The following is a 17,221-nucleotide window of genomic DNA, read 5'->3' as shown; positions in this document are numbered from 1 at the left end:
CATGCAGGGATTTAAACTGGCTTTCAACTACCTGCGGATCGGGATCATGAACGAATTCCAATACCGCGCCAATCTTTATATCCAGATTCTCCAAACCTTCATTGCGCTCGCCACCGGCCTGATCGGCTTGAACCTTGTCTTCAACCAGGTCAATGAGCTCGGCGGCTGGGGCAAGGCGGATTTGCTTGCCGTGATGGGTGTTTTCACCATCACTGGCGGCATCATTCGCTCGGCGATCCAGCCGAACATGGAACGGCTCATGGACGAAATCCGCGAAGGGACTCTCGATTACATCCTTACCAAACCCGCCGACGCGCAGTTATTGGCAAGTGTGCGCGAGTATCGCCTATGGCAAAACACAGACGTAATCATCGGGACGATCGTTTTAATCGTCGCAATGTCACAACTTGGCTGGCGTATGGATTTCTGGTCTTCTCTTGGGTTCATCTCGGCGCTGGTCATGGGTGCCATAATGGTGTATTGCTTCTGGCTTGTCATTACATCCACCGCGTTCTGGTTTGTGCGCGTGCATGAGATTGCCAATCTCTTCGAAGGTCTCTATGCCGCAGGTCGCTGGCCCGTGGATATCTACCCGAACTGGCTGAGATACGGCTTGACCTTTCTCGTCCCCGTCGCCTTTGCCGTGACCGTACCCGCCTCCGCCCTGACTGGACGCCTGTCTCTCCAAACCTGGCTTGGTGCTCTCGCCCTGACCGTGGTTTTGGCGACCATTACGAGGGTCATCTGGAGGTTTGGTTTGAGGAATTACTCCGGAGCATCGGCGTAAGAGAGTGTCCTGATATTTAGGTTTCACGGCTCGATTTTCGCCTTGAAGTCGAGCTGTGACCCATATTGTAAACCTATCTAGAATCTAATTTTAACAGGGAAAAACAAAGACCTCCTCATCCGTCTGAAATAATTTTGTAAGGAAGTAAAATCCCTATATGGCGATTGCCCGGTGTATAATAAAACTGCTATGGTGATTCTAAACTGCAACTCATTCAACAGACCATGTTACTCGAAAAGATTTTTAATCGGGCAGGTGCGCCTTTCCCAATCATGATATGGCATTATCTGTGCACTGTACGCTTCAAGCGACAATTATGTTTCGATACCGTTGAAATTCCTTTCCTTCCGGCGTCAAAAACTGCGGGTGTATAATAGGTTGATAAATGTTGATTTCCATAAATTATAAATCAACTAAAGGGCGCGTAAATCGAAATCAAGTTTTGCGGGAAGCTATTTCTATCCATTCTATGAGCTCAATTCAGTGGATACAGTTACGAAATTTAACCTATAGCAGAAAGTCATTGGGAATTATTGCGAAGTGAATATTTTAATTACCGGAAATCTTTCTTCTCTCGCCCTTCCGATAACGCAGAGATTGATTAAGGACCAAAACAAAGTCGTTTTGGCATCATATAACTCGCAAGCTATCCATGTAAACCAGCGAAATGTCATTGTTCATTCTTTAAACCCAGCCGACCCAGTTTTTTTTAATATCCTTTCTTCTTATAAATTCGACATTGTCGTATTTTTAGCCACAAGAGAGGAATTGCTTGATAGTACTGGCGGTAACTATTCGGATGGCCACCAATTGGACGCTCTAAAGAATACGCTGGAAAACTTTGGGTCGGAGAAACTCCGTCACTTCATTTTCATTAGTTCCACGGAAGTTTTAGGAAATTCGAAAAATCCTTCAGGTGACGACCGGGGGACTCCGGAATCGATCAATGGAAACGTTCTTCATTCCTGCGAACAACTTTGCCAGTTCTACCAAAGAAATTACGGTTTAAATCTGACGATTGTGCGCGTGCCATTTGTTTACGGGCGGCAGGAAAAAAACGGATTGTTAAACCGGTTAATTGATAGTGGCCGTCATGGCAGGAAAATCGTATTGCCTGGCGCACCGGATTCACCCTGTGCCTTCTTGCATGAGGATGATGTAGCGGATTTCATCAACAATGCTGTTAATGCGGATTACTCTCATGAAACGTCTAGCGTGAATCTGTCAATGTCGAATCCGATGGACTTTTCAAACCTGGCTGATATGCTTGGAAACTATTACCCCAATATTACTTTTCAAGAAGGGAATAAAAATAATGCTCTGACGCGGCCTGCAGATAACGCCCTGGCAAAAAGAATTTTTGAATGGAATGATACCCGTGATTTACAGTCCGAACTTCCAGAGGTCATTGCGGCGGCGGGCAGAACTTTGGCAAAACGGTCGTTCGTACGCACTATGGCTGAAAGATTTCGCTCTGATAGGCCGCTATTACGATGGGCCGAACTTATTGGAGGCGCGGCGCTCGCAATTTACCTGAGTCAGCTGACTAACACCCTGATACAGTTTCAATACGTGGATTTTCGCCTGGTGTATGTTGTCATCATGGGCTCGATTTACGGACTTCAGTTTGGTTTGTACGCATCGATCCTGATGGGCATTTTTGTGGTTTACACATGGTTTCAATTAAATGTGGAATGGCAGCTGCTCGTTTATAATGTGGGAAACTGGTTTCCGTTCGTCATGTATCTTGCCGCAGGCCTGATTACCGGTTACGCTCATGATAAAACAGAGAACCAAATAGTCAATGGGCAGAAGCAATATCAATTGCTCATGGAGAAATACACATTCCTGTTTGAGGTCTTTAATGAAATTCGCGCCTTGAAAGACGAATTTCGAGAGCGGTTGATAGGGTATCGCGATAGTTTTGGAAAGATTTTCACAATCACCCAGGAACTCGACAAACTTCAGGAACATGCCGTTTATTTCCGGGCGTTGACCATCCTTGAAGAGTTGATGAATAATAGAAACATCGCTATTTATACACTGGACAGCAGCCGGGCGTATGCGCGGCTGGAGGCGAAATCGCCCGAGATGATCTCCTCGTTAATTCTGAAAAAATCCTTGAAGTTAAATGACTACCCCGAATTGCTGGATGCCATCGAAAGTGGGAGGATATTCCAAAATACCCGCTTGCTAGAAAACTACCCGGCATATGTAGCACCGGTGTTTAATAATTCCTATCCGTTCAATGTTCCGGTAGCGATGATCGTCATCTGGTCAGCTGAGTTCGACCAATTCTCGACTTATTATTACAACCTTTTCAAGGTGATTTGTGGTTTGATAGAAGCATCCCTGGTCCGTGCCACAATTTTTCTGGATGCAAATTACTCGCAAATGTACTTGCCAACTACCCGGATCATGAATCAGGAGGCTTTCCTTGATCTGCTCAAAGTTCGGCTCGAAATGAAAAGGAGCAAAGTCTCCGACTTCCAGCTAATCCTGTTGGAAGAATCAAAGGAGGAGATAGAAGGACTTTATCATTTGCTTTCAAAAGAGATTCGTTCCGTCGACATTGTAGGGATGTTGCGGGATGGAACATATTATGTTCTTCTCTCTCAGGCGGATCGGCTTGCCTCCTCTGAGATTGTCAGACGCTTGGAGCGGCACGGCATCCAGGGCAGGTTGATAGAAGCGGCAGACCTTCCCTTCGATTAATTCATAAATTAACGACCTTATTGGAGAGATAAAGTTTGAGCATTCCGTTCGAGGCCTACTTCGTTATGTTGCATCTCTTATTGGCGGGGGTCTGCGTGTTTTACATTCTTACCGGAAGAACACATCTTCGGTGGGAATATGTTATCGTGGTTACTTTTGTGCCTCTCTTCGGTCCCCTGATAGCTGGTGTGGCAGAGTCAATGAATGTCATGAAACTGCAGAACAGCAAACCTGTGGACCTTGAGACACTTTCACTGGGCGATAACATCCTGTGGGTTACGTTGAAAAGTTTTAATGAGAATAAAGACATTGTCCCTTTGGAAGAAGCAATACTTATAAATGACGTGAGCATTCGAAGGAAGTATATGTTGGAGACGCTTTATTCAGATCCCATGAAATTTCTTGATGTCCTGAATATAGCAAAATACAATGAGGATATTGAGACCTCGCACTACGCCACGACAACCATCTCCAAAGCCCAGAAAGATTTACAACTTTCCATACAAAAATTAGCTGTCGCAATAGAAAACGACCCAGCCGACAAGTCCTTGTTGGACAAGTATGTCGAATCGTTGGAGCAATACATTGAAAGCGGTCTGTTGGAGGAACATTTACTTCGGAATATGAGGATTGTATTTTCCAAAGCCCTGGAAAAAAAACTGGAAATGGCGGATCAGCCGCAGGAAGTTTTGATCAAAATGTTGAAAAATCGCATCAAGTTGGGGGAATTTAACGCGGCATATGACATTGTGGACCGCCTTGTCAAAGAGTGGCCATTGGACGAGCGATCTTGGATTTCATACATCCGCGCCTGTGTGGATAGCATGGATAGTAGGAGATTGGAGGATATCCTGTCCCGGATTCCCGTTGAAATTCAGTGGACGAGGGAGGGCAGGGAGTCTTTGAAATATTGGCTTTCCCGATAAAGTTGACGCCATTATGAAGCATACCTATAACTTTTCTCTTTTGCTCCTTCCGCTAGCTCTGCTTGTCGCGCTTGCGTTTACTCTTTTTGTGCAGCGGGCAGGTATCCAATATACTGTCGAACCGAAATACTACACAGCATTGCAATTTTTACCACAGGAAAACGTCAATGTGTTCAATTTCTTTCCTGAGAATCCTGCAAACACTGTTGTTATATACGAGTCTAGTAACACTCAGAAGTATTACACAGATATAATGGAAAATCTGTATGCCACATTGGCTGACATGAGGGTTAAGTACGATGTCTATGGTGTTGATTCCTCCCGGCCGTTAGACCTCTCTGATTATCACACTGCTATTGTCGTCATTCTCGATCTAACCAAGGCAACTGCAGAGGTTGATTCCGTTTTGAACTGGTTGGATGCTGGAGGAAGTGTTCTGTTTCTAATCCGCCCTGATCCCACTGAATTACTTTACCAAATCTCTCCGCGAGTCGGCGTCACAAAAATCTCCGACGGATTGGTTTCAACCCAGGGGGTCGAATTTGAAACGGACCTCCTGCCAGGTACCGAGGGCAGACGTCTTGGTGTGGATTTCATCAATGGAAGAAGCTATGATGTGGAATTGGGTGAAGATTGCGATGTTCACCTTGTTAGTGGAGACGGTACGGCCATACCCCTTTTGTGGGATTGCGCGCGCGGCAATGGTCATGTCGTTTTTGTAAACTCGGATCAGTTCTCCAACAAAGCGGCCAGGGGGATCACGGCTTCTGCGTATACATTAACCCAGGAAGTTGTGGTTTATCCTGTTATTAATAGTTCCGTATATTTTATTGATGATTTTCCTGCGCCCCTACCCGAAGGACAAAACGATTATATTACCCGTGATTATCCCGACATGGAGTCTTCGGTATTTTTTACTGAGATATGGTGGCCTGAAATGCAGGAGATAGCCGAGCAATACAACATCCGCTATACCGCTGGAATTATTGAAACATATACTCAGGTGGTAACGCCTCCTTTATACCAGCAGTCAGACCAGGAACCACACAACTTCTTCGGGCGGTCGCTTCTTTCCATGGGCGGTGAAATCATATTTCACGGTCATAACCACGTACCGTTATGCACCACGGCTAATGATGTCAACCAGCAGTTTGATTATCCTTCCTGGTCGAATACCGAAGCAGCTCAATTATCGGTGCTTGACCTTTATACTTTTACCAGTGAAGTATTTCCTGATTACAACGTGCTTGGCTACATTCCTCCTTCCAACGTACTGTGTTTTGATTCGAGGAGGTGGCTGCCCTTGGTGGTGCCAAACTTGAAATTGATCGCGAGCCTCTATTTGCCTTCGGATATGCCTGTGTATGTCCAAGAATTTGGCGAGGCATCGGACGGAGTTATCGAACTTCCGAGGGTGATCTCAAGCTACAATTTGGTCGATGATGAATATATGCAATGGGCGGCAATTAATGAAATTGCGATGCATTATATTAATTCCCATTTTCTGCATCCGGACGATATTCTTGATCCCGAGCGGGGCGCGGAAAAGGGCTGGGAAAACCTTCGCGACCAATACATCGAATACATAGCGTGGCTGGCAGAAGCTGCCCCGGGATTAAGAAATATGACATCCAGCGAAGCCGCAATGGCGGTTCAAAGGTACTCTCGACTCGCCCTCACCACGAACTTTCAGAATAATGCGCTTGAGATTTCCCTGGGTAACTTTTACGATGAAGCCTGGCTGATATTGCGGTCTACTCGAATACCTGTATCAGTCAGGGGTGGCGCCATTACCCAAATTACTTCTGATCGTTACCTGCTCCAGGCTAGTGCATCGGAAGTTGTTGTTGATTTTGAGGAATTGCCTTGAAGATATGTTTCATTCTGGAGGGGAATTATCCATATGTCCGTGGCGGAGTATCCACGTGGGTGGATGGATACATCCGCTCCCTACCGGGGCATGAGTTTGTTCTCTGGACGATTACTGACAAGGATGAGAGCTCCAAATCGAAATTTGTTTACGAGCTTCCCTCCAATGTAGTGCAGGTGCATGAGAATTTTCTCGGCGCATCCTTCAACCTCAAGATCAATAATAACCCTAATTTGAAGTTTTCAGGCAGGGAAAGAGCAGCCTTGACTGATCTGATCCGGTGTGGTGATCCGGATTGGTCTGTAGTTCTCGAGAGTTTCAATTTGCGAACGAACCGCTCGGTGGAGTTTTTCTTAAGTGAAGAATTGCTTTCAATTTTGAAGGAATATGCCCGTGCGGAGTTTCCATTTGCAGGATTTAAGGATTTGTTTTGGACCATTCGATCAATGTTTTTACCGCTTCTTTATTTGATCGCGCAACCCATGCCTGAGGCGGACTTATATCACAGCCCCTCGACGGGATACGCTGGCGTTCTCGCGGCTCTCGCATCCATAAAATATGATAAACCTTTTGTTCTGACCGAACATGGCATATACACGCGGGAACGCGAGGAGGAAATTCTGAGATCGGACTGGGTTAAATCCTATTTCAAGGAATTATGGATCTCCATGTATCTAATGTTTGCCCGGCTTGCATACAAACAGGCGCATTGTGTGACAAGCTTGTACCGGCGCGCAAGCATGATCCAACAAGAACTTGGCTGCCCGCCTGAAAAATGCGAGATTGTTGGAAATGGGTTGCATCTTCATAAATTTTTATCGATTCCCGAAAAGATCAGGGATGGTTGGGTCGATATTGCCATTATTGCGCGGTTTGCACCGATCAAGGATTTGAAGACGTTAATCTACACATTCTCCCGCCTGAAGCAGGAAATGGAAAACGTGCGCTTGCACATCATTGGAGGCGTAGACGACGAGGAATATCATCAGGAATGTCTGGATTTGATCGAATATCTGCAGGTAAAGGATATTATTATTCCAGGCACTGTACAGACCACAAAGTATCTGGAAAAAATCGACTTTACGATTTTGACCAGTATTTCAGAAGGGCAGCCTTTTGCGATTCTCGAATCCTTGGCTGCGCGCAGGCCGGTTATCACAACGGACGTGGGTAGTTGCCGCGAGCTTGTGGAAGGCGGGCCGGAGGATGATTTTGGGCATGCGGGAATATGCGTTCCGCCGATGCATCAATCCAAGTTGCTTCAAGCATTGTTGGAAATGTGCCAGCACGAGGAGAAGCGGAAGATAATGGGAGAGGCGGGGCAAAACAGGGTTAAGGAAAAATTTGATATTAACGATATGATCAACCGCTATATGAATGTATACGAAAGGGCTGTGTCTCGATGGCAGGTATCGGTTTCGAATTAAAAAAATTATTTCAAAACAAGGGGCTGTTACTGCAGGTCAGGGCGAACATCTATGCAAGTATTGTGATCGCTGGTCCCACACTGATGGGTGTGCTTTTATTGCTCGGGACGCGTTATATTTCTTCATATGGCGGCGCGACAAACCAGCAGCAAAACTTGATTGTGGTCATCATCACATATTCACTGTTGTTTTCCTTGATTTTAACCAGCTTCCTCCTTTTTGTCCTTTCCCGATACGTTGCTGATATGTTATATATCAATGCGTACGAAAGAATATTGCCTTCGATGTACGGCGCAATTGGGCTTTTCCTGGTGATCGGTTCGGTATTGTGGATTGGATTTCTCTCGATCAACAGCTTGGAATTCAATTTCGCCCTGTATTCCTTTGCCTTGTTTTGTGAAGGTGTCGTTGTGTGGATTCAGATCAGCTATATCTCGGCGATCAAAGAGTATCGTGGAATTCTGTGGGGCTTCCTGATCGGCGTTGCAGTAGGGCTTTTATGTGGGTTAATTTTTGTAACCTTGGGTTATGAAGTTGTTGCTTCGCTACTGGCATCTGCATGTATTGCGTATGGGGTATTGATTGTTGATTTCACAGTCCTAATTCATAAATATTTTCCGGTGGGTTCGGGCAGCCCTTTAAGGTTTCTGGCTTGGATCGAAAAATATCCGCAACTCCCCTTCGTTGGACTATTTTCAACCCTCGGTTTGTTCATTCATTTGATTCTGATGTGGGTGAGCCCCTGGGGAGTACAAGTCGATGGATATTTTTATCACGCACCGCGGCATGACATTCCGGCGCTGATGGCGTTTATGACCAGTCTTTTCACCACGGTGAATTTCGTAACAACCGTGGAGGTGAATTTTTACCCGAAGTATCACTTGTATTTCAATCTGCTAAATGGGGACGGATCGTTGCTTAATATTGAAAAAGCCTATGATGAAATGTTGGATGTGTTGAAGCAGGAGATTTTTTACCTTGCGATCCAGCAAATATTTATATCCCTGATCGCTGTTACTTTGTTCGGGGAATTGATCGCTTATTTGAAACTTGGATTTAGCGGGAGCATGATCGAAGTGTTCCGGGTGCTCTGTGTAGGGTACGGTATCTTTGCCATTGGGAACAGTCTTTTGTTGTTCCTTCTTTATTTTTCCAGCAACCGGGATGCCTTATTGGCTTCCGCCATGTTTTTTGTCGCAAACACGGCGCTGACGTTTTACACGATTTCGCTTCCACAGACGTATTATGGATTTGGTTTCATAGTTGCCAGTATTATTTTGTATCTGGTGGCGCTGCGGCGATTGTATTCCTACACCGATCGTCTCGATTATCATATTTTCACTGAGCAGCCGGTTTTCTTTGTCCAGAAAAGGAGCATCCTAACAAATTTAATACAAAAATTGGACTATTGATATTGAATTCCAGACAGTTAAGGTGAAAAAATTCGTGCAGCGTGGCTCACTTTTCTGTCATTGCTTTTAGGTTTGCTTTTGATTTGAAGTTTATAGGGATAGTATTGCCTGCAAAGTAATCATTATATTTGGTTTCAACATGTCGTACCCATCTCATCCCCTCAACGGGGGCAGTCGCCGATTAAATAAATAGGCGCCCCAGGCAGGAGTCGAACCCACAACCTACTGATCCGAAGTCAGCCGCTCTATCCATTGAGCTACTGGGGCGTGGCCGCGATTATACCTGATTCTCCCAGAGAGGCTTGGACCTTCAGCCTCTCCGGGAATTTTATACAGCTAGGGCACTTTGCTCATATTGATTTTAATGACCTCATACAGGAATACATCCACTGATCCTTCGTAATACTCCTGATAAGTGGCGATCGGCTCGGCGCCTGCGGGTCTCATCATGGTAACACTCGACCAGTACAAGCGCCCGTCTTTGAGTACCAGCAGGTCGATCAGAACATGCGCATTGGGATGAGTACCCACGTAGATGGCGTGCTCATAGGGGATACTTAATCTAGACGGGACGGCTTGTTCGTCTGCATACAGTTGCCCGCTTTGAAAAAACGACTCAATGATACCGTCGAAGGTCGAGCCGAGGGCTGCGTTATAGATACAATTCAAGTGAACATTGGGTGTGGCGCTCTCGCTTACTCCCGTGAACTCCCGGCAAATTCGATGTTCGCCGGGCGTTTCGCCGGCCAGTTCCCAATTGGTGATGAAAATCGGCGCGGATAGGTTGTTCAAGTCTTGCGCAGTCGCCAGCGCATCCATGCTTGGGGCGGAAAGACCCGATGATTCAGCGGCTGATGGCGAAAGGTAAAAAAATACACCGGCCGCCCCGGCGCTTATTGCTGTCAGGCAGCAGCATGCCAGGATAAGCACACCTGCGATCAGCCAGCCGCGCTTCGAACCTGATGAATTTAGAGATTGGGTAGCTTGTTGGTTTTCCATATACGCTCCTTTTAAGATGAGCAATAATACTGGAAACCCCAATGGGTAAAGGATGAAAATTCCGTTACAATTTACTCATGTCTTCACTCGCCCTTGTGACCGGTTCCGCTCACCGTCTCGGCAAAGCCTTTGCGTTGACTCTTGCCCGCATGGGATATTCGGTTGCGCTGCATTATCGCGGGTCTGTGGTTGAAGCGGAACAGACCGTCGACGAAATTCGATCCATGGGCGTGGACTGTCTTCCGATTCGCGCCGATTTGACTCTGCCCGAAAAAATCGATTTTCTTTATTCGCTGGTCGATGAGTTTCACGCTCCTTTGAGGGTTGTGGTAAATTCGGCTGCGGTAATGCCTGTGGGGAGCCCGCTCGATCTTGAATTGCAGGAATGGAACACCGCCCTGGACCTAAACCTTCGTGCGCCATTTCTGATCGCCCAGCATGCTGTCAAACGCATGAAGGACGGCGGATTGATCGTAAATATATCGGACGTTGGCGCCCAAAAACCGTGGACTCGATACCCATCCTACGCCGTCAGCAAGGCGGGATTGGAGTCGCTTACGAAAACCCTTGCGCGCGCCTTTGCGCCGAAGGTTCGCGTCAACGCCATTGCGCCCGGGCTTGTCCTTCCTGGCGAGTTCGTCACCCCTGAGCAATGGGAACTTTTGGTGAAAAGGCTTCCTCTAAAACGGGCTGCCACGCTGGATGAGATCACATCTGCGCTAGAATTTCTCATAAAGAACGAGTATATTACCGGTCAAACCATCGTCGTCGACGGCGGTTATTCATTGATCTAACGATCAAAGAGCAAATCCCATCCGCGATCTCCATTGACTATTCGCCAATCCCCAATGTCTCCCACAAAAAAACTCCTTCCAGACATCATCGTCTCCGTACTTTTATTCGTCTCCGTCGTTTATTACGCGTTCAACTTCATCGATTTTGCCATTCCGCCTTTTGAAGACGCAGCGATGCTCATGAGGTATGCGCAGCACCTCGCAGCCGGACATGGCATTGTATGGAATATTGGTGAACCACCGGTTGACGGCGCCACGGATTTTCTTTTTATGGTCGCATCGGCTGGTTTGATCAAACTCGGGCTCACGGTCGGTCAGTCCGTGCGCGGCATTGGCTTTGCTTCACATTTACTTACGGTACTCATCATCTACTGGACAAATCGCCGCATCCATAACGGCAGTATTCCTGCGTCTTTTATAAGCGGGCTTTATCTTGCTGTTGGAACTGGACTCTCCTATGTATCCGCCTACTTCGGGACGCCTTTCTTTGCCCTCGCCGCCGCCTCCACCTGGACCTTAGGCTTGAATCTGATGAAAGAACCGCAACCCCGCTGGTGGCTTTCCCTCGCTTTCGCCCTGAGCGGTCTCGTCATGGGATTGATCCGCCCTGAAGGCGTCATCCTTGCCTCGCTGATTTTGCTTTCAATCGTCCTCATGCGCGGACTGAATGACTCTCTTTCCATTATTATTGTCTTTGGCGCGGTCTTTCTCACATTAGGCGGCTTTTACTTCCTCTGGCGTTGGGATTATTTCGGTTATCCCCTGCCCAATCCATTCTATAAAAAGGGGGAGGAAGGCTGGGATTGGGCTGCTTTCAATTCTTCACTGCTGAATGCCTTGCGCTTGTGCCTTCCAGTGGCGTTCGCTTTTATTGTTGCCTTCCGTTCCAAAGAAACGACAAAAACCGCCATCGCGTATCTTGTGCCCATCCTTGGCTTTGCGGCGGCGTTCGGCTTGATCTCCGACGAGATGAACTACGGTGCGCGTTTTCAATATGCGATCGTGCCTATCGCGCTGATGTCGTGGATTCCGCTGATCGGGCATCTCAGGCTCGAAGCGCTGGATCAAATTCAAGCCCGGGAAAGAGCCGCGTACATTGTCGCATTGATGAGCCTTGCGGGAGGCATCGTCTATTATTCCTGGTTCCAAAATTGCTTCCTCGCCCTGCATCAACAATCCTGTGACCGACCCTACGAGCGTGATGGACGGTTGGAGATGGCGCAGATGCTGTCCGACTTCCGCGGCAAAGGCTATCTGGTCGCGACGACCGAGGCGGGCTTGATCCCGTATTATTCGGGCTGGGATGCGATCGATACGTGGGGATTGAATGACCAGTTTATTGCCCATAATGGTTTAACTGCGGAATACCTCGACAGTAAAAAGCCGCACATCATCATGTTCCATGATTATTATTCGCCGCTCGTGCCGCCCAGGTTGACCGATGCCAATCTTGCCCAGCGCTGGTTCAACATGACCATTCTGCTCAAAACGTACGCAGAAGACAACGGTTATGTTCTCGCCTCCGTGTTTGGCGACAGTCCGTACGATACACATTATTATTATGTGCGCCCTGATTTCGAGGATAGCGAACGATTGGTGAAGCGCATTTCTGAGTTTCGTGATTATTACTACCCGACAACGGGAAAACGCTCGATCAACTACGCAAACTTTCCCGGACCATAACCCTTGGTTTTGGAAAGTTTATCAGGAGAAACGCATGTCTGAAGTTTCAGAACTTGCCGAAAAACTTAAAACCGAAGGTGAACGCATGACGGCGTTCTTTGCGGGATTGAGCGAAGAGCAATGGAATGCTGATGTATACACCGAAGGGACCACGTGGAGCATCCGCAATGTGCTTTCGCATTTTGTCACCTCAGAGCGCGGATTGATCCGACTCTTCGAACGCATTCGCACGACCGGCGAAGGATCTTCAGTTGATTTCTCCATTGACCGCTACAACACCGCACAGCAGGAAAAGACAAAAGATTTGTCTCCTGCTGAACTGATCGAACAATACAAACAAACCCGCGCCGGGTCCGTGCAGTGGGTAAGCGGACTGAAGGAAGCGGAATTGGAGATCAAGGGGCGGCACCCATTCCTGGGCGAAACGGTCATTCGCGAAATGGTGAAGATGTTATACCTGCACAATCAACTTCATTATCGGGATGTGAAGCGGGCTTTGAAATAATTCGCCACAAAGTGTCGCTGAGGTTTTCCTTTACGCTCTTGATGACCCTTTCCTGTCGAAAAGGTTTTTATGCTACTCTCTCCTTTCAAACTCGAACGTTATTTTGCAAGATACGAATTCAACACCGAATTCCTGCTTTGCTCCTCGGATTGTGAATCCATGTCGATCTCGGAGTTGCTTGCCCTCGAAGATGGCGCGGCGGATAAATTCCAAAGGCACTGGCTTGGGTACACTGAATCGTTGGGCAGCCCCGCTTTGCGATCGGAGATTGCAGGAATGTATTCGACAACCCAGCCTGAAGACATTTTGGTCTTTTCTGGCGCGAACGAAGCCATCTACCTTTTCATGTTGGCGGCTTTGAAGGAGAATGACCATGTCATTGTCCAATCGCCGCATTACCAATCCCTGAGCGAGGTGGCAAAGGGACTCGGATGCCTTGTCAGCCCGTGGCGTGCGCGCGAAGAGAACGGCTGGGCGTTGGATCTGGTTGAACTGCGCCGCCTCATCCGTTCATCGACAAAAGCGATTATCGTTAATGTGCCGCACAATCCAACCGGTTATCTCATGCCCCGCGCGGACTTTGACTCACTCAATGAACTTGTAGAAGAAAATAAATTACTTCTTTTCTCCGACGAGGTCTACCGCGAATCCGAATACAACCCGGCCGACCGGCTTCCCGCCGCCGTGGACTATGGCGTCCACGCTGTCTCGCTTGGCGTCACTTCCAAAACGTACGGTTTGGCAGGTTTGCGTATCGGCTGGATCGCCACCAAAAACCGGGACCTTTACAACAAATTGGCTTCCCTGAAAGATTACACCACCATTTGCAACTCTGCCCCCAGCGAGTTCCTTGCCGAAGTTGCCCTTCGTCACCGCATGAAGCTTGCCGGTCGAAATCTGAACATAATCCAAAGCAACTTAACTATCATTGACAATCTCTTCACGCGCCACGCTTCACTTTTCACCTGGCATCGCCCGAAGGCGGGTTCGATGGGCTTCCCGAGACTTCTCGAAGGCAATGTCGAATCTTTCTGTGACGACCTCGTCAAAAAGGCAGGAGTCCTCCTGCTCCCCGGCACAATGTACGACGAAACGACCAACCACTTCCGCCTGGGTCTGGGACGCAAAAACCTCCCTCAAGCGGTGGAGCGTTTGGAAGAGTATCTGGTGAGATCATAAACCTCTAACCTCCAATTACCAAATGTTTCGCCTTACCCGCCCCCTTCACCTCCTGCTTGCCGCACTGACCTACCTCCTCGGCGCGGGCATCCCTGCCTATTTGGGCAAGCCGTTTCAACCTATTCCGTTCGTGCTTGGCTTGGCGATTGCCCTGCTGGCTCAAACCAGCATGTCCTATCTGCGCGAAGTCTTCCGTCCGCACAATGAGCCGCTCATCGGAGGTGAAACCCCACAGAAAAAAGAGACTCTCCGCAACAACCTTCTCTATACTTCCATCGGCATGATCGGCACCATTGCTGTCATTGTTTTCCTCATCTACCTCAACTTCACCCTCTCGCTCACCGCTTTCCAATTTCTGCTCTTTTCCCTTATCCTCATCCTTATTAGCTCCATCCCGCCTTTTCAACTTGTCAACCGCGGATTTGGCGAACTTATCCTCGCCGTTCATATTGCCTACATCATCCCATCCCTCGCCTTCCTCCTGCAAACCGGCGAAATGTCCCGCCTGCTGACCACACTTTTGCTGCCGCTTTCCGCGCTTGCCCTTGCATATTTTCTTGTCATCAACTTCACCACATTCCCCGATGACCAAAAATACGAACGTGGAACACTCCTTCGGCGAATCACGTGGGAGCGCGCCGTTCCGCTCCATCACAGTCTTATCATCTTTGCCTATCTTACTTTCGCGATTGCCCCGCTTTTTGGTTTTGCCCTCCGCCTCGTCGCGCCTGCATTCCTCACGCTTCCCTTCGCCATTTTTCAGATCCTTCAACTTCGTGCCATAGCAAATGGCAATCCGCCCAACTGGAGGCTTCTCGCATCCACTTCATTAGCCGTCTTTGGTCTCACCACCTACTTCCTCACTCTCACCTTTTGGCTTCGCTAACCTTACAACCTTTGACCTTCGACTTTTAACCCGATATGCCCGAATTTCTGACCCTCCTCCCGCCGGACGAAGCGCGTGAAAAACTTCTTGCGGCTCTTTCCAGGGCGACGCCTGATTCAGAAATCCTGGCTGTGGATTCCGCCCTGGGCAGAGTCACTGCCGAGGATATTGTTGCGCCGCACCCGTTGCCCGAATTCCCTCGCACCACCGTGGATGGATATGCCGTCCGCGCCGCAGACACTTTTGGCGCGACAGACTCCCTGCCAGCGTATCTTCATCTCATCGGCGAGGTGCCAATGGGGGATGAGCCGTCCATTGAAATTGGCGCAGGTCAATGTGCTTTGATCCACACTGGCGGCATGCTCCCGGATGGCGCAGATGCGGTTGTAATGTTGGAATACACCCAGCAAATTGTAGGCGCGGGGTCCGTCCGCCCAGAGATCGAGGTTTTTAAATCCGTCGCAGACGGCGAGAATGTCATCCGTATTGGCGAGGATGTTGCCAAAGACCAGATCGTGATTCCCAAAGGCGCCACTTTGCGCCCAGCCGAAATTGGCGGGCTGATGGCGTTGGGAATCACATCCCTGCGCGTAGCCAGAAAGCCGCGGGTAGGGTTGATCTCAACAGGCGATGAAGTCATCGAACCTGGACAATATCCAAGACCCGGACAGGTGCGCGACATTAACTCGTACACGCTGGGAGCATTGATCGAGAAGAGCGGGGGAATTCCCGTCCGCTATGGGATCATTGGCGATGAATTTGAGTTACTGAAAAGCGCTTCGGCGAAGGCTCTCAATGAGTGTGATGTGGTCATCGTCACTGCCGGGTCGTCCGCCTCCACCCGCGACATGACCGCTGAAGTCATCCGCCAACTTGGGGAACCCGGTGTGCTTGTGCATGGCATCAACACCCGTCCCGGCAAACCGACCATCCTCGGCAAGTGCAAGGGCAAAGCGGTCATCGGGTTGCCCGGCAATCCCGTCAGCGCCCTGGTGAATGGATATTTATTTGTCGTGCCGGTCATCGAGAGGTTGCTGGGCGCAATACCCAAACCCAAAGCGACTGTGCAGGCAAAGTTAACCGTCAACCTGCCGTCGCAGGCAGGGCGCGAAGATTGGTGGGCGGTGAAGTTGTCCCCCTCGCCCTCAGGGAGAGGGGGCAGGAGTGAGGGTTGGATCGCCGAGCCGATATTTGGGAAGAGCAATTTGATATTTACCCTGGCGGCGGGTGATGGCTTGCTGAAAATTCATCCTGACGCAACGGGATTGAGCGCGGGTGAAATCGTGGAAGTGATTTTGATCTAGGACGATAGACCATTGACGTTTGACCATGAAAAAGATTGCCTATCGTCCGCGATCTATCGTTCATCTTTGCTTATTCGTTTGGTTTTCATAAATAGAACGCCTTGCCAGGTGTATAAGACCATGCCTAGCAATATACCCAGCCCTTCGGCGGCTGGAAATAAATAAATAAAAAGTGAAACGAAGCCCATTGCAAAATAAACCAGGTTTAGCAGGCGCGGCATCTGCTGAGACTCCCAATGGACGATGCCGATTAGGATTTGAGTCCATCCCAAAAAATGCCAGCCGACGGCGGTTAAACCTGCAATAAGCGTGGTCCACACGACGAGGACAGGAATGGATTCTTGCAGGTTCAATTCGGGATGAAGAATGTGATATTGCCGGTTGGATGAACGGATGAAGGCGACGGCCAGCATCATCCCTGCGGAGAGGAATGCTGACATCAACGCCAGCGACATGCGCCGTGATGCTTGCCCGCCGGATTTTTCGCGAAGTGTGAATACTACAATGACGAGACACACAGACCAAACCGGTCCGTACATAAAATCGGCCAGGTGATAAGCAAGTTGACCAATGGTTGAGCGTAAGTCTCCAACGAGATAGATAAATGCCGGCACTAAAAATGTGACAGCCAGCAAAAGGGATGCAATCCCGCTCCATTTTTCTATTTTTGAATCTGTCCTCGTCGGACCCATGGGAACTCCTTCAGCCAGCAGGTGGTTTTGCATAGTTATTTG

14 protein-coding genes and 1 tRNA gene are annotated in these 17,221 nt (G+C 48.6%); 12 read left to right on the top strand and 3 right to left on the bottom strand.

What is annotated here, in order from left to right; translation table 11 throughout:
• Position 1: 1 nt before the first annotated feature.
• From HS100_20025 to pelG, 6 genes are all read left to right on the top strand, one after another.
• Positions 2–787, top strand: a complete 786-nt coding sequence (locus tag HS100_20025) for an ABC-2 family transporter protein (protein MBE7436214.1) — start codon at positions 2–4, stop codon at positions 785–787.
• Positions 788–1,327: 540 nt separating this feature from the next.
• On the top strand, positions 1,328–3,502 hold the full coding sequence (locus tag HS100_20020) for an NAD-dependent epimerase/dehydratase family protein (protein ID MBE7436213.1): 2,175 nt from the start codon (positions 1,328–1,330) through the stop codon (positions 3,500–3,502).
• A 35-nt stretch (positions 3,503–3,537) separates the two neighbouring features.
• Positions 3,538–4,428 (top strand): hypothetical protein, encoded by an 891-nt coding sequence (locus HS100_20015; protein MBE7436212.1) that lies wholly within the window; start codon positions 3,538–3,540, stop codon positions 4,426–4,428.
• 13 nt (positions 4,429–4,441) lie between these two features.
• Positions 4,442–6,298 carry a DUF2194 domain-containing protein gene (locus HS100_20010; GenBank protein ID MBE7436211.1) on the top strand — a complete coding sequence of 619 codons (1,857 nt, stop codon included), beginning with the start codon at positions 4,442–4,444 and terminating at the stop codon, positions 6,296–6,298.
• Positions 6,295–7,725 (top strand): GT4 family glycosyltransferase PelF, encoded by a 1,431-nt coding sequence (gene pelF, locus HS100_20005; GenBank protein MBE7436210.1) that lies wholly within the window; start codon positions 6,295–6,297, stop codon positions 7,723–7,725. Before HS100_20010 ends, pelF begins: the two co-directional genes overlap by 4 nt.
• Positions 7,701–9,137, top strand: a complete 1,437-nt coding sequence (pelG, locus tag HS100_20000) for an exopolysaccharide Pel transporter PelG (protein ID MBE7436209.1) — start codon at positions 7,701–7,703, stop codon at positions 9,135–9,137. The genes pelF and pelG overlap by 25 nt, the downstream gene beginning before the upstream one ends.
• Before the next feature lie 194 nt (positions 9,138–9,331).
• Here the strand turns inward: pelG and HS100_19995 are convergent.
• Together HS100_19995 and HS100_19990 are read right to left on the bottom strand one after the other, a co-directional pair.
• Positions 9,332–9,404: transfer RNA gene (locus tag HS100_19995), tRNA-Arg, on the bottom strand.
• Between the two features lie 69 nt (positions 9,405–9,473).
• The gene (locus tag HS100_19990) at positions 9,474–10,136 is read right to left on the bottom strand and encodes a hypothetical protein (GenBank protein MBE7436208.1); all 663 of its coding nucleotides are present in this window, start codon (positions 10,134–10,136) and stop codon (positions 9,474–9,476) included.
• Between the two features lie 77 nt (positions 10,137–10,213).
• Here HS100_19990 and HS100_19985 point away from each other — a divergent pair, with 77 nt between their 5' ends.
• The 6 genes from HS100_19985 to HS100_19960 all read left to right on the top strand — a co-directional run bounded on the left by HS100_19985 (position 10,214) and on the right by HS100_19960 (position 16,487).
• Positions 10,214–10,930, top strand: a complete 717-nt coding sequence (locus HS100_19985; GenBank protein MBE7436207.1) for an SDR family oxidoreductase — start codon at positions 10,214–10,216, stop codon at positions 10,928–10,930.
• 54 nt (positions 10,931–10,984) lie between these two features.
• The gene (locus tag HS100_19980; protein MBE7436206.1) at positions 10,985–12,613 is read left to right on the top strand and encodes a hypothetical protein; all 1,629 of its coding nucleotides are present in this window, start codon (positions 10,985–10,987) and stop codon (positions 12,611–12,613) included.
• Positions 12,614–12,647: 34 nt separating this feature from the next.
• Positions 12,648–13,118 carry a DinB family protein gene (locus HS100_19975; protein ID MBE7436205.1) on the top strand — a complete coding sequence of 157 codons (471 nt, stop codon included), beginning with the start codon at positions 12,648–12,650 and terminating at the stop codon, positions 13,116–13,118.
• A gap of 69 nt (positions 13,119–13,187) precedes the next feature.
• Positions 13,188–14,297, top strand: a complete 1,110-nt coding sequence (locus tag HS100_19970) for an aminotransferase class I/II-fold pyridoxal phosphate-dependent enzyme (GenBank protein ID MBE7436204.1) — start codon at positions 13,188–13,190, stop codon at positions 14,295–14,297.
• A gap of 22 nt (positions 14,298–14,319) precedes the next feature.
• The gene (locus HS100_19965) at positions 14,320–15,183 is read left to right on the top strand and encodes a hypothetical protein (protein MBE7436203.1); all 864 of its coding nucleotides are present in this window, start codon (positions 14,320–14,322) and stop codon (positions 15,181–15,183) included.
• A 35-nt stretch (positions 15,184–15,218) separates the two neighbouring features.
• Entirely contained in the window at positions 15,219–16,487 is a 1,269-nt protein-coding gene (locus HS100_19960; protein MBE7436202.1) for a molybdopterin molybdenumtransferase MoeA, read from the top strand.
• 53 nt (positions 16,488–16,540) lie between these two features.
• Here the strand turns inward: HS100_19960 and HS100_19955 are convergent, their stop codons facing one another.
• Positions 16,541–17,179 carry a hypothetical protein gene (locus tag HS100_19955; protein MBE7436201.1) on the bottom strand — a complete coding sequence of 213 codons (639 nt, stop codon included), beginning with the start codon at positions 17,177–17,179 and terminating at the stop codon, positions 16,541–16,543.
• Between the last annotated feature and the right edge of the window lie 42 nt (positions 17,180–17,221).

The sequence above is a fragment of the Anaerolineales bacterium genome, assembly GCA_015075725.1.
In the GTDB taxonomy this organism is placed as follows: Bacteria; Chloroflexota; Anaerolineae; order Anaerolineales; family Villigracilaceae; genus Villigracilis.
Note: the sequence above shows the minus strand (reverse complement) of the source record. Positions and strands in the feature narration are given on the sequence as shown.

Coding starts and splice junctions, on each gene's coding strand:
- HS100_20025 (MBE7436214.1), top strand. CDS start 2: ATGCAGGGATTTAAACTGGCTTTCAACTACCTGCGGATCGGGATCATG.
- HS100_20010 (MBE7436211.1), top strand. CDS start 4,442: ATGAAGCATACCTATAACTTTTCTCTTTTGCTCCTTCCGCTAGCTCTG.
- pelG (MBE7436209.1), top strand. CDS start 7,701: ATGGCAGGTATCGGTTTCGAATTAAAAAAATTATTTCAAAACAAGGGG.
- HS100_19990 (MBE7436208.1), bottom strand. CDS start 10,136: ATGGAAAACCAACAAGCTACCCAATCTCTAAATTCATCAGGTTCGAAG.
- HS100_19985 (MBE7436207.1), top strand. CDS start 10,214: ATGTCTTCACTCGCCCTTGTGACCGGTTCCGCTCACCGTCTCGGCAAA.
- HS100_19980 (MBE7436206.1), top strand. CDS start 10,985: ATGTCTCCCACAAAAAAACTCCTTCCAGACATCATCGTCTCCGTACTT.
- HS100_19975 (MBE7436205.1), top strand. CDS start 12,648: ATGTCTGAAGTTTCAGAACTTGCCGAAAAACTTAAAACCGAAGGTGAA.
- HS100_19970 (MBE7436204.1), top strand. CDS start 13,188: ATGCTACTCTCTCCTTTCAAACTCGAACGTTATTTTGCAAGATACGAA.
- HS100_19965 (MBE7436203.1), top strand. CDS start 14,320: ATGTTTCGCCTTACCCGCCCCCTTCACCTCCTGCTTGCCGCACTGACC.
- HS100_19960 (MBE7436202.1), top strand. CDS start 15,219: ATGCCCGAATTTCTGACCCTCCTCCCGCCGGACGAAGCGCGTGAAAAA.
- HS100_19955 (MBE7436201.1), bottom strand. CDS start 17,179: ATGGGTCCGACGAGGACAGATTCAAAAATAGAAAAATGGAGCGGGATT.